This is a genomic window from Serratia sp. szju (assembly GCF_044594185.1).
Taxonomy (GTDB): Bacteria; Pseudomonadota; Gammaproteobacteria; order Enterobacterales; family Enterobacteriaceae; genus Serratia; species Serratia bockelmannii.
On sequence record NZ_CP172576.1, the window covers coordinates 5079237 to 5095019 of the forward strand.

Annotated in this window: 15 protein-coding genes; 5 read left to right on the plus strand and 10 right to left on the minus strand. The window is 60.3% G+C overall.

Annotated elements, in window-relative coordinates; all coding sequences use genetic code 11:
- Positions 1 to 133: 133 nt before the first annotated feature.
- Positions 134 to 889: a CDP-diacylglycerol diphosphatase gene (locus tag RE418_RS24125; protein WP_049208939.1), complete on the minus strand. Its 756-nt coding sequence runs from the start codon at positions 887 to 889 to the stop codon at positions 134 to 136.
- A gap of 238 nt (positions 890 to 1127) precedes the next feature.
- Here RE418_RS24125 and RE418_RS24130 point away from each other — a divergent pair, with 238 nt between their 5' ends.
- Positions 1128 to 1928: an alpha/beta fold hydrolase gene (locus tag RE418_RS24130; RefSeq protein ID WP_399675650.1), complete on the plus strand. Its 801-nt coding sequence runs from the start codon at positions 1128 to 1130 to the stop codon at positions 1926 to 1928.
- Between the two features lie 28 nt (positions 1929 to 1956).
- On the opposite strand, the gene RE418_RS24135 is transcribed toward RE418_RS24130, so the two are convergent.
- From RE418_RS24135 to RE418_RS24170, 8 genes are all read right to left on the minus strand, one after another.
- Positions 1957 to 2682 (minus strand): substrate-binding domain-containing protein, encoded by a 726-nt coding sequence (locus RE418_RS24135; protein WP_089180661.1) that lies wholly within the window; start codon positions 2680 to 2682, stop codon positions 1957 to 1959.
- Entirely contained in the window at positions 2675 to 3454 is a 780-nt protein-coding gene (locus RE418_RS24140) for an ABC transporter ATP-binding protein (protein WP_089180660.1), read from the minus strand. Before RE418_RS24140 ends, RE418_RS24135 begins: the two co-directional genes overlap by 8 nt.
- Entirely contained in the window at positions 3447 to 4448 is a 1002-nt protein-coding gene (locus RE418_RS24145) for an iron ABC transporter permease (RefSeq protein WP_060432648.1), read from the minus strand. The genes RE418_RS24140 and RE418_RS24145 overlap by 8 nt, the downstream gene beginning before the upstream one ends.
- On the minus strand, positions 4445 to 5494 hold the full coding sequence (locus RE418_RS24150) for an ABC transporter substrate-binding protein (protein WP_025301980.1): 1050 nt from the start codon (positions 5492 to 5494) through the stop codon (positions 4445 to 4447). Before RE418_RS24150 ends, RE418_RS24145 begins: the two co-directional genes overlap by 4 nt.
- A gap of 186 nt (positions 5495 to 5680) precedes the next feature.
- Positions 5681 to 6073 (minus strand): hypothetical protein, encoded by a 393-nt coding sequence (locus RE418_RS24155; RefSeq protein WP_025301979.1) that lies wholly within the window; start codon positions 6071 to 6073, stop codon positions 5681 to 5683.
- A gap of 971 nt (positions 6074 to 7044) precedes the next feature.
- Positions 7045 to 7968, minus strand: a complete 924-nt coding sequence (locus RE418_RS24160) for a PEP phosphonomutase (protein WP_089180659.1) — start codon at positions 7966 to 7968, stop codon at positions 7045 to 7047.
- Between the two features lie 75 nt (positions 7969 to 8043).
- Positions 8044 to 10341 (minus strand): beta-glucosidase BglX, encoded by a 2298-nt coding sequence (gene bglX / locus RE418_RS24165; RefSeq protein ID WP_089180658.1) that lies wholly within the window; start codon positions 10339 to 10341, stop codon positions 8044 to 8046.
- 112 nt (positions 10342 to 10453) lie between these two features.
- Entirely contained in the window at positions 10454 to 11374 is a 921-nt protein-coding gene (locus RE418_RS24170) for a LysR substrate-binding domain-containing protein (RefSeq protein ID WP_043136835.1), read from the minus strand.
- A gap of 118 nt (positions 11375 to 11492) precedes the next feature.
- Between RE418_RS24170 and RE418_RS24175 the strand changes: the two genes are divergently transcribed.
- Together RE418_RS24175 and RE418_RS24180 are read left to right on the plus strand one after the other, a co-directional pair.
- Entirely contained in the window at positions 11493 to 12647 is a 1155-nt protein-coding gene (locus RE418_RS24175; protein ID WP_021503974.1) for a methionine aminotransferase, read from the plus strand.
- Positions 12648 to 12681: 34 nt separating this feature from the next.
- The gene (locus RE418_RS24180) at positions 12682 to 13461 is read left to right on the plus strand and encodes an ABC transporter substrate-binding protein (RefSeq protein WP_025301975.1); all 780 of its coding nucleotides are present in this window, start codon (positions 12682 to 12684) and stop codon (positions 13459 to 13461) included.
- A 34-nt stretch (positions 13462 to 13495) separates the two neighbouring features.
- Here RE418_RS24180 and ddlA read toward each other — a convergent pair whose 3' ends face one another.
- The gene (gene ddlA / locus RE418_RS24185; RefSeq protein WP_049295212.1) at positions 13496 to 14599 is read right to left on the minus strand and encodes a D-alanine--D-alanine ligase; all 1104 of its coding nucleotides are present in this window, start codon (positions 14597 to 14599) and stop codon (positions 13496 to 13498) included.
- 169 nt (positions 14600 to 14768) lie between these two features.
- Here ddlA and RE418_RS24190 point away from each other — a divergent pair, with 169 nt between their 5' ends.
- Together RE418_RS24190 and map are read left to right on the plus strand one after the other, a co-directional pair.
- Complete coding sequence (locus RE418_RS24190) at positions 14769 to 14972, plus strand: ParD-like family protein (RefSeq protein WP_006324220.1); 204 nt, start codon at positions 14769 to 14771, stop codon at positions 14970 to 14972.
- Entirely contained in the window at positions 14969 to 15763 is a 795-nt protein-coding gene (gene map, locus RE418_RS24195; protein WP_043136821.1) for a type I methionyl aminopeptidase, read from the plus strand. The genes RE418_RS24190 and map overlap by 4 nt, the downstream gene beginning before the upstream one ends.
- Positions 15764 to 15783 lie beyond the last annotated feature (20 nt).

The window sequence follows — 15783 nt, forward strand, 5'->3', positions numbered from 1 at the left end:
AACAAATAGTAGATCGAACATGAGAACAGGATCAAGCAGATGAGGGAAAATAAAGTAAAAACGAGTTAATACACTTGGTTAGTTCGTATCGCACGGCATACGCTCCCCCACGACGGGGAGCGATAAGAAAAATTCAGTTCCCCGCCACCTCGCACCGGTAGTCCTGAATTTCACCGGCCGAGCCCAGGTTGAGATCGGTCAACTTCAAACGGTTTGCCAACAGCAGCATCTCGCCCTGCGGGCTGACCGCCAGCGCCAGGCCGTAATTGCCTATGCTGTCGCCCTGCTCGACCACGTAGTTTTGCAACAAGCGGAAAGGATCTTCCTGGGTTAAATCGGTGCCCGCCAATTTTCTGGCCAGATAGTGATGGCCGACTAATTTCACCGCCAGCGGCCGCCACTGTTGATCTAATTGCTCCGCCTGTTCCCCCAGCGCGTTATAGACATCCTGGCGCAAGCAGGCAACGTGAATATGCAGCTGATTTTGAGAGCGGCCATATTTCGAATTGACCGCCAGAGAAACCCATGCATCTTTTAACGGTTTACCCAGCTCGCCGGATATATGTTCCCTATTATTCCAGGCCTGGGAGAAATAAGGCGGCGTTCGATCCGCTTGCAATATCGGGCTCTCGATGCCGCTGACCTTTTCGGTCGGCATCACCAGATCGTGATAGGGGCCTTTGCTGTCCTTAAACAGCACATAACCCTCGGTTAAATCAACCTTTAAGCAGGGCGCCGGATCGTGGTTTTGCTGCTGATTGGGCACGCACTGTTGGCTGACGATTTGCCACAGCGCATTCGGATTGCCGCGCCCAAAGAACCACCACAGCACCGCCGCCAGCAGCAAAATGACAAGCAAAATAATTAATAGTCTGAAAAGTCTTTTCATCGCGACGCCCTGTTTATCTATTCCATACCGAAAGGAGCGCCAGCATAAACCAAGGCTCTGGCATCGACCAGAATATTATCCTTAATGTCACCTTTCATTGACGTCTTGTTAGCAATGGATAATTAAAAATAAGCCTCCACCTGAGTAATTTAAGGTAAATTAATACCGCAGGTTGAATATGAGTGTGATATAAGCAGCCGGGACTCTCTTTATATAAGGAACCGATAAGATGCCAACGATGGGCAAATCCCTCCATTACCTCGACGTAGGGTCGGGCTTTCCGTTGCTGCTGGGCCACAGCTATCTGTTCGATCTGAATATGTGGGCGCCGCAGTTTGAAGCGCTGGCTAAACGCTACCGCCTGATCGTGCCGGATCTCTGGGGCCACGGCGATTCACCGGCGCTGCCGCCCGGGCGAAACAGCCTGTCGGATATCGCCGCCGACCATTTGGCGCTGATGGATCGTTTGGATATCGAAGAGTTCGGCATCGTCGGCCTGTCCGTCGGCGGCATGTGGGGCGCCGAACTGGCGGCGCTGGCGCCGGAGCGGGTGAAATTGCTGGCGCTGCTGGACAGCTACCTGGGCGACGAAACCCCAGAAGCGCGGCAGCGCTATATGGGCATGTTGGCCGCCGTGGAGCAGGCCGGCGCCATCACGTCGCCCCTGCTGGAACATGTCGCGTCGCTGTTTTATTCCGATGATGTCCCCGATGCCTTATTGCAATCGCTGTTGTGTCAGCTCCAGAGCCTGCCTGCCGATCGCCTGCGCGAGAGCATCGTACCGCTGGGCCGGATGATCTTTGGCCGCCCCGACAAGCTGGCGCTGCTGGAACACATCACCGCCGCCAGCATCGTCATTACCGGCGCACAGGATAAGCCGCGCCCACCGGCAGAGGGCCAGCGCATGGCGGATCTTCTCGGCTGCCAACATGTGCTGATCCCCAACGCCGGGCATATCAGTAACAAGGAAAACCCGGCGGCGGTCAACGAAACGCTGCTGGCATTTCTGGCTGAAAACACCACGCCGCTGTTCTGGTAAGATTCTCCGGGCCGCCAGGCCCGGCGAGTCATTCCGTACGCCGCATAAATCCGTGTCGGCTCAGTATGCCCTGCCCTTGTTCGCTCAAGATAAATGCTGCCAACCGCTGCGCACCGTCATCCAACAGGCATAAACCATAATCCGCCTCTATATCCAACGGTGGCGCCAGCGGCCGCACCGCCAACGCCGGGTAGGCCGCCAACGCCGGAGCATAGCTGGCGTAGCCGAGAAAAATATCTGCCTGCCCGCCGGCTATCAGATATTCCGCCGCCAGTCGGCCTGCCGGCACCGGGGCAGAATCTATCCCGCCGACTAACGGTAACGCCCGCCGGCGTAGCGCTTCCCCCTGCCCTGGCCAGTATTGCTCGCAGCGTTCAAAAAGCTGCAGCGCATAATCGCCGGAAGGATCCGCTCCCGGTGTCGAAGTGGCCAGCCGCCAGCGCGGATCGCACAATACCTCAGGAAGCGGACGCTCGGTTAATGCCGGCACGTTGCGAACCGTGGCGCAGAGCCGATTGCGCGCAAAAACCTGCACCGCCCCCGCCATCCCGAGATCCGCCAACCTTTGCGGGTGCGCCACGTTGGCCGAGGCGAACAGCTGTGGCCGCTCGCCGTTCTCTATCCGTTGGCGCAACAACCCCGCCGGGCCGAATTCCGCCGAAACCTTTTGCCCGGTGTCGCGCTGAAATGCCGACAGCAGCGGCGTAAACGCCAGCCGCAGGCTGCCGGCGGCAAACAGCAGGATATCACTCATCATGTCGCTCCAATTGGCTGCGATACAACGGCACCAGCGTCGCGTAGCGGCGGCCCGCCACCGTCAGCGGCACCCGTTCGATCGCTAGGCCGAACAAGGGTGACAGGGAATGTGCCGTTAACACCTCGCGGCAGGCACCGAGCTGGCTGCGCCCTTCCTTGCCCAGCAGCAAAGCCCGATCCGCCACCGCATGTGCATGGTTGGGCTGATGCGTGGAGAACACCACCGCCAACTGCTGTTCCCGCGCCAGGCGCGCCATCAGACTCAATACCCGATCCTGGTAGTGCAGATCCAGCGCCGAAGTCGGTTCATCCAGAATCAACACCTCGCAGCGCATCGCCAATGCGCGGGCGATCATCACCAACTGGCGTTGGCCGCCGGATAGGCTGCCAAACTCACGCTCTGCCAGGTGCTGTAAATCCAACGACTGCAACGCTTCTCTGGCCAGCCGATGATCCTTGGCTGACGGTGAACGGAACAGGCCAACATGGCGTGCTCGCCCCATCAACACGATATCCAGCACCCGATAGGCAAACGGCGGCGAAAAGTGCTGCGGGACAAAGCCTATCTCGCCGCGGCGCTCAATCTCGCCGGATTGCGGCGTCAGGCTGCCTAACAGCAGCTGCAGCAGCGTGCTTTTACCGCGCCCATTCGGGCCCAATACCGCCAGCACTTCACCGCGCCGCAGCTGAATATCCAGGTGTTGGAACAGCGGGGGCCCGCCAGGCCAGGCAAAACTCACGCCCTTGGCGGCCAATAACGTGTCAGTCATGCCAGCCTCTCACTTGCGCGCGGCGCAGCAGCAGTGCGAACAATGGCGCGCCAATCAGCGCAGTCAAAATGCCCAGCGGGATTTCGCTGCTGCTCAACGTGCGCGCCAAATCGTCGATCAACAGCATGTACAGGGCGCCCAGGCAAAGCGAAGCCGGCAACAGGCGCCGGTGATCCGGCCCCACCAGCCGTCTTGCGACGTGCGGGATCACCAAGCCGACCCACCCGATGCTGCCGCTGACCGCCACCTGAGCGGCCACGATGGCGGCACACAGCGTCAGTATCAGCCAGCGGGTACGCTCAACGTTGATGCCGAGCGCACCGGCATCTTCATCGCCTAACGACAGCAGATTGATGCGCCAGCGCAGCGCCAGCAGCAGACCGCCGGCCAACAGTAAAGGTAAAAACAGCATCAGCAGCTTTTGCCGATCGGCGGTGGCAAAGCTGCCGAGCAGCCAAAAAACGATGCTCGGCAGCTTCTCTTCGGTATCCGCCAGATATTGCATCAGGCTAACGCAGGCGGAGAAAAAACCGCTGAGGATCACCCCCGCCAGTACCAACGAGAGAATATTGCGCCGTGCAATGGCGCTGGTGAGGGTGAAAATCAACAGCAGTGCCGCCATGCCGAAAACAAAAGCCGACAGCAGCAGCGCCGCCAACGGCAGGCTGAGCAGGATAGCCAGCGTACCGCCAAAGGCCGCGCCGGAAGACACGCCGATAATATGCGGATCGACCAGCGGATTGCGAAAGACGCCTTGCAAAGCCGCGCCACACAGGGCCAGCGCCGCGCCGGCGCCCATCGCCAACAGCACCCGCGGCAAGCGCACCCCCAGGATCACCTGGCGTTGGACAGCATCGATGCCGGCATAATGCTGCCCGGTGAGCGGCTCCAGCAAAATCATCAGGCTGTGCGTAATCGGCACCTGAAAGCGGCCAACGCCGAGCGAAAACAGCGCGCAGCAAAGCGTCAGCAGCGCCAGCCAACCCAGCTTCATTGCCCGCTCTGGCAACAGGTGGCGCGGTAATAGCGTTGATAGTAAGTATCGACCCGCTGCTGCAGATGGATATCGGCAAAACGCTGCGGGTAAAGTTTTTTCGCCATCCACAACTCACCCAACGCCATCGCCTCCGGCATCGGATATCCCCAGGCCTTGGCGTACTCCGGCATCAGGTAGACCCGCTTATTCTTCACCGCGTCAATCGGCTGCCACTGCGGTGACGTCAGGATCTGTTTCACCACGTCCGGGTAGCGTTCTTGCACGAAAATCACCGCCGGATCCCACTTCAGGACATCCTCGATAGAGACTTGTTTAAACCCCTGGATCTCTTTCGCCGCCACGTTGAGCGCACCCGCGTGCCGCATCATCAACCCGGTATATTTGCCGGCACCGTAGGTGGTGAGATCGGGGTTGGCCATATACACCCGCACCCGCCGATCGTCCGGCAGCGTGCCCAGCCGTTCGGCGACCAGGGCACGCTGCTGAGTGACGTCCTTAATCAGCGCTTCGGCCTGAGGCTGACGCTCCATCACCTCGCCAATCAGCCGAATACCGTCCTGCAGCCCCAGCGTATAGGCCCGATCTTCATCGCTCAGTTGAGGGTTCATTTTGCCCGCCTGATCGGCCGCCTCGCGGCGCAGCGAGATAGCCACCACCGGAATGCCCACCCGTTCGATCTGTGCAATCATTTCCGGCGGCGCATAGTTGGCCACAAACACCACCTGTGGATGCAGGCCGAGCAGGCTTTCAATATTCACCGAAGTCAGATCGCCCGGCATCGGCAGGGTTGCCAGCGTCGGTGCCAGCCGCAGGTAGTTTGGCCCCAGCTGCTTTTTCCAACTGCTAAGCACGCCGACCACCTGCGGCATCGCATCAAGCTGCACCAATAGGTTCAGCGTCTGGTGTTGCAACACCACGGCACGGGTAATGTGATCGGGCAGCGTGACCTGACGGTTGAGCTGATCGGTGACCTGGCGATCTGCCAGGGCGGCGGTAGAGAACAACGCGAGCGCCAGCATCAGGCGCGGGAGAAAGTTAAACATGGCAGTGACCGGTTGATTATCGTTATATATCTAATAATATAGCGATGGGCATGGCGAAACAATCAGCGAGATCAAACCCTATGCCATGTATGCAGGAAGAAAAACGAGGAGATAACGATGGGAAAGAAGCGGATCCGCCGGAACGCCGGCAGATCCTGAGCACCAGAACGAGCGCGTGAAAAGCGCTTATTGGCCGATAGACGTCAGGCCCTGGCGGATCCCTTCGTCAGCCTGCTGGCACCACGCCTGCAGCCCCTGCGGCGCTTCCTTCTCCAACGCGACCACTTTGCCGTCGTCGTTCAGCACATTGCCTTCACGGCCCATCGCTTCACGCTTGTCGCCATCGCGGGTATCAACGCCGCCCGGAATAGCCGCCACGTAGGCCACCATTTTCTTGGCGTTGTCGATGCTCTCCGCTTTCAGGAAACCTTTATCGACGCAGTAGGACATCAGCCCGGCGGTATTACGCGTGATGTCATAGACGTTCTTCAACGCGGCAGGATCCATCCCTTCGGCATTGGCGGTGTTAAACAGGCCCAGAGTCGCGGCAATCATGCCGGTCAGAATGCTCTTTTTCATTGTTATCTCGTTTTAATAATGAAGTAGTTAATTTTTAATTATTCACAAAAAAATGTGAATGCCGGTACGATATAACGGCGCCCTAGATTAACACAACACTAACGCGTTAATAACTGTGGTTAAGTTAGCGCCTAATAAAATAAAAACGCATGGTGGGGTTATTGTCTCCTCCCGGCGTCAGTTTTTTACGTTCGACATTGACCGCGCTCAATTCAAATTTAAAATAGTCTCATCATGGAATTATTCGTAACGAAATCGTTGGCCCGCGGTCAATCACGTTCCGCACTTTGCCAACCCGCCCCGGCGTGGCATAGCCTGTTAAGACGCGCCATGCCATAGTGGAAGGGGATTCGCTTGAACCCTTCCGTCCGGCCGCCGCAATGCGACGATAAAACCCTTCTCGATATCACGATGAATTTATATCTTTATCCGGCGGTGCTTATTGCGCACCGCTTGGGCATCTTTGAGTTTATTGCTCAGCCCCCCGCAGCCTGGCCAATATATGCACTCAGGCCAATCTGGAAAGACGCCCAGCGGAAACGTTGGCCATGGCGCTATTGGCATTGAAATTGATCGCCAGAGACGGCGATACATTCTCTCTCTAGCCGGAAGCGGAAACCTTTTTGTTAAAAAACAACCCGCATTACTTCGGTTATTTTTGGGATTTGATGATTGAAAACAGCGAGATTTTCTCGCTGAAAAACCTGGAAAACGCCATCAGAAAAAATACCTCGCCGATCTACGACGAGCAGGAGCTGTTCGAAGCGCATACGCTCGACGCCGACAGAATGCGGCGTTTTACCCACGCCATACCCAGCCTGAGCGTGGGATCGGCCAGCGTTTGGCCGCGCTGCCCCCCCTCGCTCGGCGCTGGATATCGCCGACCAACTGCTCAACGTCGGCGTCGGGCCTGCTCAATTACTGCCGTCGCTCGGCTACTACAGCATCGTGACGGCGCAAAAAACCCAGGCTTAGCGGTTCACCGAACGCGCCATGCGGCTGTAGGTGTGGCGCACGCCGCGAATCGCCACGCTGTAGGCGAAGATGTTTTCCGGCAGCGCCAGCCCCAGATAGCCGGTATCGCCGATATGGTGCAGGTCCGCGCCGGCCATTTTGCTCATCAGCGCAATCTGCCGCACGGTCTGCACGTCGGCCCCCTCTTGCGAGGTGCCGATCGCCGTCATCGCCAGCGCTCCCTGCCGCTGGGCATAGGCGATCAGCGCCGCCACTTTTTCCTGCGACATGCCGGGAATGGTGCCCGGCGCCGGCAACAGCACGATGTCGGCACCGTTTTCCACAAACAGCGCGATGTCCTGCTCGCCGATCAGCTGGCTGCCGCTTTCGCGCACAATGCCGGCGCCGTGCATCTTGCCGGTCACCAGCACCATCTCGTCGCCCACTTCATCGCGAATCGCTTTCAGCGCGGCGGCGATCGCCTGATTGCTGACGCCGTTGTTCGGGTTGCCGGTCAGCACCAGCATGCGCGCGCCGAGCTGATACAGCTTGCGGGCATTCTCGGCGGTGGCGGCGCGGCCCGCCGTCATCTGCCAGAAGTCGTTATGTTCGCTGGCGAAAGCCGGATCGACGGCCTCCAGGTTCACCCCGATCACCCGCCCGGTCAGGCGCTGCAGCGTGCGCAGCGCCTCCTGCGGCGGCACGTCGGCGGGCAGGCCCGCGATATGCGGACGATCGACGTCGAACAGGTTCAACAGCAGCAGGTCGGCGCCCTGGCTGGCCGCCAGTTCGGCGTTGGTGACGTTATTGAGCAGCGGCTGAGTGACCGCGATGGTTTCGCTGACCAAGATGCGCCCTTCGCTGGCGCGGATGGCATAGAGCAGATCGGCTTTGCCAATATCGGCCAGATCGCTGGCGCTGCAGTCCAGATAGCGTTTCATGAGACAAGCTCCGGTGACGTTAGCGGAAAGGGATGGATGCCCCCTCTCCCACCGCAGTGAAAGAGGGGGAAAAGGTTACTTCAGCGTAAAGCTTTGCGCCTGCACGTTGTCGGAATCCAGGCCGACGAACACGTTGAATTTGCCCGGCTCCGCCCCCCATTTCAGGCTGGCGTTGTAGAACTTCAGATCGTCTTCGCTAATCGGCAGCTCAACCTGCTGCGACTGACCGGCCTTCAGCGTCACTTTCTTGAAGTTGCGCAGCTCTTTCACCGGCCGGCTGACCGAGGCGGTCACGTCCTGCAGATACAGCTGCACCACCGTGGCGCCGTCGTACTTGCCGGTATTCTTCAGCGTGACGCTGGCGGTTAACTTGCCGTTGCGCGCCATCGTCGGGCTGGACAATTTCAGGTCCGACAGGCTGAAGGTGGTGTAGCTCAGGCCGTAGCCGAACGGATACAGCGGGCCGTTCGGCGAATCGAAGTAGCGCGAGGTGTACTTGCCCGGATTCTCCTTGCCGAACGGCCGGCCGGTGTTCAGGTGGTTGTAGTACATTGGGATCTGGCCGACCGAGCGCGGGAAGGTCATCGGCAGCTTGCCCGACGGGTTGTAATCGCCGAACAGCACGTCCGCCACCGCGTTGCCGCCCTCGGTGCCGCTGTACCAGGTTTCCAGCATCGCGTCCGCCTGCTCGCTCTCCCAGCTCAATGCCAGCGGGCGGCCGTTCATCAGCACCAGCACCAGCGGCTTGCCGGTGGCTTTCAGCGCGGCAATCAGATCGCGCTGGTTCTGCGGGATCGTGATGTCGGCACGGCTGGAGGCCTCGTGCGCCATACCCTGCGATTCCCCCACCACCGCCACCACCACGTCGGCCTTGTTCGCCGCCTGTACCGCTTCGTCGATCATTTGCTGCGGCGAACGGGTATCGAACGCCACCGCCGGCTCATACTCGTTCAAATAGTCGATGATGCCTTTATCCTGCGTGACGTTGGCGCCCTTGGCGTACAGAATGCGCGCCTTGTCGCCCACCGCCCGCTCCAGCCCCTCACGCAGGGTGACCGACTGCTTGACCACCCCGGCGGCCGACCAACTGCCCATCACGTCACGCTGGCTGTCGGCCATCGGCCCGACCAGCGCGATGGTCGCCTGCTTGCTCAGCGGCAGCGTCTGCTTATCGTTCTTCAGCAGCACCATCGTCTTGCGCGCCACCACCCGCGCTTCGGCGCGGTGCAGGCGGCTTTCGGCGTTGGTGTCCTGCGGATCGGAACCCGCCGGGCCCAGATGCACGTAAGGATTGGTGAACAGCCCCATGTCGTATTTGGTGTTCAGCACGTCGCGGCAGGCGCGGTCGATATCGCTTTCAGACACCAGTCCGTCTTTCACCAAGCCCGGCAGGTATTTGTCGTAGAACTCGTCGCTCATGCTCATGTCGACGCCGGAGGTGATCGCCAGGCGCACCGCGTCGCGCGCGTCGGCGGCCACGCCGTGCTTAATCAGTTCCTTAATCGCGCCGTGGTCGCTGATGGTGATGCCTTTAAAGCCCCACTGCTCGCGCAGCAGATCTTTCAGCAGCCACGGGTTGGCGGTGGCCGGCACGCCGTTGATCGCGTTAAGCGACACCATCACCCCGCCGCTGCCGGCGTCCACCGCCGCTTTGTAAGGCGGCAGATAGTCCTGATGCATGCGCAGCGGGCTCATGTCGACGGTGTTGTAATCGCGTCCGCCTTCGACGGCGCCGTACAATGCAAAGTGCTTGACGCTGGCCATCACCGAACCGGGTTTGGCCGGATCGCCGTTCTGGAAACCGTCGACCATCACCTTGGCGATTTTCGAGACCAGCCAGGTGTCTTCGCCGAAGCCTTCGGAGACCCGGCCCCAGCGCGGATCGCGGGTGATATCGACCATCGGCGCGAAGGTCATGTTCAGGCCGTCGTCGCTGGCCTCTTGTGCCGCGACCCTGGCGCTGAGCGCGATGGCTTCCAGATCGAAGCTGGCCGCCAGCCCCAGGCTGATCGGGAACACGGTGCGCTGGCCGTGCACCACGTCATAGGCAAAGAACAACGGGATTTTCAGGCGGCTGAGCTGCATCGCCTGATCCTGCATCACCCGGATATCCGGCCGGGTAACGGTATTGAAAATGGCGCCGATCTGCCCTTTGCGAATTCCCTCGCGGATCGCTTCTTTCGGGTTATCCGGCCCGACGCTGATCAGCCGCAGCTGGCCGATCTTCTCTTCCAGCGTCATCTGCTTCATCAAATTGGACACGAAGGCGTCGCGCTGCTGGGCGTGAATGCCCTGCGTTATCGGCGTTTCCTGCGCAAAAGCCGGACTGAGGGCCAGACCGGACAACATACTCACCACACAAAGCCATTTCATCTTGTTTTATCTCAGGCGTGTTTCCGCCGCTAAAGCCGCGGGGTTTAATCGGAGTGAAGAAACAGTTTGCCACACTCTGTTTCATCGCCAAGGGAATTCGCATCGCTAATGTTTACAAAGCATTACAGGTCATCGGCAGGTAATTCTGTAGCCGGGCGCGGCTGTCGGCGGCCTCCGCCGCCAGAAAATCGACCAGCGCGGTTAACGTCGGCGGCGCCACCGTGCGTTCAGGATAGACCAAATAATAGGCCGCGCCGCTGCTGACGCAGAGCGGGAACGGCGTCACGATACGCTGCGCCTGAATATCCTCCTCCAGCAGGCACAGATCGCCGATGGCGATGCCAAACCCCTGCAGCGCGGCGCTCATCGCCAGATCGAGGGTATCAAAATGCTGGGCCTTGCCGGACGGCAACGCATCGGCGCCCGCTGCCTTCAGCCAGCGCAGCCAGTCGCGCCGATCGCGCGTCGGGTGCAGCAGGGTTTTGTCCGTCAAGTCCGTCAGCCGAGGCGTCGGCGGCAAAAATGTCGGCGTGCAGACCGGTGTGAGGATTTCATCGAACAGCAGGTGCGCGGTCAGCTTTTTACCCGGCGGCCGGCCGAATACCACCGCGGCGTCAAACTGCTCGGTACTGAAATCCAGGCCGTGCGACACCGAAGCGGTCAGCTCGATATGCATGTCCGGCCGTTCATTTTGCAGGCGAATGATGCGCGGCAGCACCCAGCGCATGGCGCAGGTCGGGCATTTGATGCGCAGCGCCCCCGGCGGGGCGGCGGCCCGCGTCAGGGCTTCATCCAACTGCCCCAGCGCTTGCTGCACCGGCGCCAGAAGCTGCGTGCCCTGCGGCGTCAGCGCCAAACCGCGCGCCTGACGGCTGAACAGCGGATAGCCCAGACGCTGTTCCAGCCCGAGAATTTGCCGGCTGACCGCCCCCTGCGTCAGGTGCAGCTGCCGGGCGGCATGGGTAAAGTTGAGGCGTTGCGCCACCACCACAAAGGTTTTCAATACGTCGAGCGACGGCAGGGATATCGGCATAGCGTGCCTCGATTAGGTATGATCGTAGTGCATGGCAAGTATGACAAACTTTCCCTTGTCCGCCTACGCCGGCTGATGCTTAATCGCTCAACACTTCCCTGTTTGCCTGGAGCCCATCATGCAGAGCGCCTGCTCATCCCGCTCGAAGCTGCCGGACGTCGGCACCACCATCTTCACCGTCATTGGCCAACTCAGCGCCGAACACCAGGCCCTCAATCTGTCGCAGGGCGCGCCCAATTTCGCCGGAGACCCGCAGTTGATCGAGGCAACGGCACAAGCCATGCGCGCAGGTCATAACCAATACGCGCCGATGAGCGGCGTGGCGGCATTACGTGCTGCTCTGGCGGAAAAAGCTGAACGATTGTATGGCGCGCGCTATGACGCCGACGAAGAAATCACGGTGATCGCCAGCGCCAGCGAAGGGCTGTACTCGGCGATCAGCGCGCTGGTGCATCCCGGCGACGAGGTGATCTATTTCGAACCGGCGTTCGACAGCTATGCGCCGATCGTGCGCCTGCAGGGCGCCACGCCGGTGGCGATCAAACTGTCGCTGCAGGACTTTCGCGTCGACTGGGACGAAGTGGCCGCCGCCATCAACGGCAAAACGCGCATGATCATCGTCAACACGCCGCACAACCCGACCGGCGCGGTGTTCGACGCGCAGGATATCGACCGCCTGACCGCCCTGACCCGCGACACCGATATCGTGATCTTGTCCGACGAGGTCTACGAGCACGTGGTGTTCGACGGCGATATTCACCATAGCATGGCGCGCTATCCGCAGCTGGCGGAACGCAGCGTGATCGTGTCGTCGTTCGGTAAAACCTACCACGTCACCGGCTGGCGCGTTGGCTATTGCCTGGCGCCGGCGGCGTTGATGGACGAGATCCGCAAGGTGCACCAGTTCATGGTGTTCTCCGCCGATACGCCGATGCAGCACGCCTTCGCCGCCGCGCTCGCCAATCCGCAGAGCTACCTGGGGCTGGCGGCGTTTTACCAACAAAAGCGCGATCTGCTGGCCAGCGCCCTGCAGGATTCGCGCTTTGAGCTGCTGCCCAGCCGCGGCAGCTTCTTCATGCTGGCCCGCTTTAGCGGCTTCAGCCACGAAAGCGACAATGATTTCGCCGTGCGCTTGATCCGCGAAGCGAAGGTAGCGACGATCCCGCTGTCGGCGTTCTACAGCGACGGCACCGATACCGGCCTTATTCGGCTGAGTTTTTCCAAAGATAACGAGACCCTGCTGGAAGGCGCGCGCCGTCTGAGCCAGGTGTAATTTTTTGTCCGACCATGGGAAAGGGGCACTGCCTATGAAAGCTTTGAAAACGCTGTTCGCCGCCGGATGCCTGCTGGCCGCCGGCTCTTCTCTGGCGGCGGAAAACAGCCTGCGTTTCGGCCTGGAAGCGCTGTATCCGCCGTTCGAATCCAAATCCGCCAGCGGCAAACTGGAAGGGTTCGACATCGAGCTGGGCGACGCGGTGTGCGCCGCCGCACAGTTGAAATGCAGCTGGGTGGAAACCTCGTTCGACAGCCTGATCCCGGCGCTGCAGGCGCGCAAGTTCGACGCCATCAACTCGGCGATGAACGTGACCGAACAGCGGCGCCAGGCGATCGCCTTTACCGACGCCATCTATCAGGTGCCGAACCGCCTGATCGCCAAGGCCGACAGCGGCCTGCTGCCGGACGCCAAAGCGCTGGCGGGCAAACACGTGGGCGTGCTGCAAGGCTCGATTCAGGAGATTTACGCCAAAACCCATTGGGCGCCGGCGGGCGTGGACGTGGTGTCTTATCAGGATCAGAATCAGGTTTACCTTGACCTGGCGGCCGGTCGGCTCGACGCCACGCTGGTGATGGCACCGTCGGGGCAAAGCGGCTTCCTGTCGCAGCCGGACGGCAAGGGCTTCGCCTTCGTCGGCGAGGCGGTGCGCGACGACAAGATCCTCGGTGAAGGCATTGCCTTCGGCCTGCGTAAAGGGGATGAGGCGCTGAAGAAGAAACTGGATGCCGCCATCGCCAAAGTGAAACAGCAAGGCACAGTGGCGGCGCTGTCGAAGAAGTATTTCGGCGATATCGACGTGACGGTGAAGTGATGGACGGGGGCGGCACCGCCGCCCCCTGCCGCGTTTAGCGATCGAACACCGAACTGTTCAGCGCGCGATCCTGCTGGTGGCGCTCCAGCGCCAATTCGATCAGGCGCGTGATCAGCGCCTGGTAGCTGACGCCGCTGGCGGCCCACAGCTTGGGATACATGCTGATGTTGGTGAAGCCCGGCAGCGTGTTGATCTCGTTGATCACCACCTGGTTATCCGGCGTCAGGAACACATCCACCCGCGCCAGCCCGAAGCACTCCAGCGCGCGGAACGCCTTCAGCGCCACCTCACGGATGTGGTCGCTCACTTCCGGCGCGATCGCCGCCGGCACCACCACCTGAGCACCCTGCTCATTGATGTATTTGGTGTCGTAGGAGTAGAAAGCGTCGCTCAGCACGATCTCGCCGCACACGCTGGCCTGCGGATCGTCGTTCCCCAGCACCGCGCACTCGATCTCGCGGCCGACGATCGCCGACTCCACCAGCACTTTGTGATCGAAGCTGAAGGCCAGTGCCACCGCCGCGTCAAACTCGGCGCGGTTTTCCACCTTGCTGACCCCGACCGACGAGCCCTGGTTGGCCGGCTTGACGAACAGCGGCAGGCCTAGGCGCTCGCTCAGTTGCTCAAACGTGAACCCGGCGCGGTTGGCGCGGGTCAGGGTGACGAAAGGCGCCACCGCCAGCCCGGCGTCGCGCAGCAGGCGCTTGGTCACGTCTTTATCCATGCTGACCGCCGAGCCGAGCACGCCGGCGCCGACGAACGGCATATTGGCCATGCGCAGCAGCCCCTGCAGCGAGCCGTCTTCCCCCAGCGTGCCGTGTACGATCGGGAAAATGACGTCGAGCTGGCCCAGCGCACCGGCGCTGCCCGCTTCGATCAGCTGCTGTTTTTCCTGGCCCGGGATCAGCGCCACGTTCTTGTTCGAGTGGTTCAGCGCGATCAGCGCCGGGTTCTCGGCGTTGAGCAGGTAGTTGGAGGCGTCGTTGATGTGCCACTGCCCCTGTTTGTCGATCCCCAGCAGCGTGACGTCAAACTTCTCTTTGTCGATTGCATCCACAATGTTTTTGGCCGACTGCAGCGACACCTCATGCTCCGCCGATTTACCGCCAAAAATCACCCCAACACGTAGTTTAGTCACGCCTTAAATCCTTCTGAAAAAATCATGGCAAAAAAGTCGTTCATCACAATAAACGCATTGCCTGGCGGCGGCAATCGTTGTTGCCAGAATCTTCTTACGCCACGGAATGCCACATCGCGACCATCCTAAACGTATACACTTCATATATTGTTTACTTATGGAGACGCCGATGGGCATCGTAAAAATTTCGGACGCGCTGCATGACGATCTGCGCCTCGCCAGCCTGACCATGACGCGTTCGATCAACGCGCAGGCCGAGTACTGGATCAAGATTGGCATGCTGGCGGAGTTCCATCCGGAACTGACTTACCCGCAACTGGTAAAAAAAATGATGAAAGATAACGCGCTGACGCTGAAGGAGATTGTCGGGTGAAAGAGATTGTGATTAAAACGCCGGAAGAGATTGCCAAAATGCGCCATTCCGGCGCCCTGCTGGCCAAAGTGTTTGCTATGCTCGATGAGGTCATCGTCGAAGGCATCTCCACCATGGAGATCAACGACCGCGCCGAGGCGTTTATCGTCGAAGAACTGAAATCGCGCCCGGCCAGCAAGGGGCAGTATGATTTCCCCTATGTGCTCAACACCTCAATCGACGATGTGGTGTGCCACGGGGTGCCGTCGGCCAGCAAAATCCTGCGTTCCGGTATGATTGTCAACGTAGATATCACGCTGGAAAACGGCGGCTACATCGCCGACTCCAGCAAGATGTACTGCATCGGCCAGGTGACGCCGCTGGCCAAACGGCTGGTGAACAACGTCTATGAATCGATGTGGCAGGGCATTCGCGCGGTGAAACCGGGCGCCACCCTGGGTGATATCGGCCACGCCATCCAGCGGCATGCCGAGCAGGCCGGCTACAGCATCGTGCGGGAGTATTGCGGCCACGGCATCGGCCGCGACATGCACGAAGAGCCGGCGGTATTGCACTACGGTCAACCCGGCAGCGGTCTGGTGCTGCAAGAGGGCATGGTGTTCACCATCGAGCCGATGATCAACCAGGGCGACCGCCGCATCAAGCAGAAGAAGGACGGCTGGACCGTGGTGACGCGCGACAAAAAACTGTCGGCGCAGTGGGAACATACCGTGGCGGTCACCGCCGACGGCGTGGAGATTCTGACGCTGCGCGACGAAGAGCGCCGCGCCGGCTACGCCGAACGCTACTAAATACGCAAGCCATTAGCTTA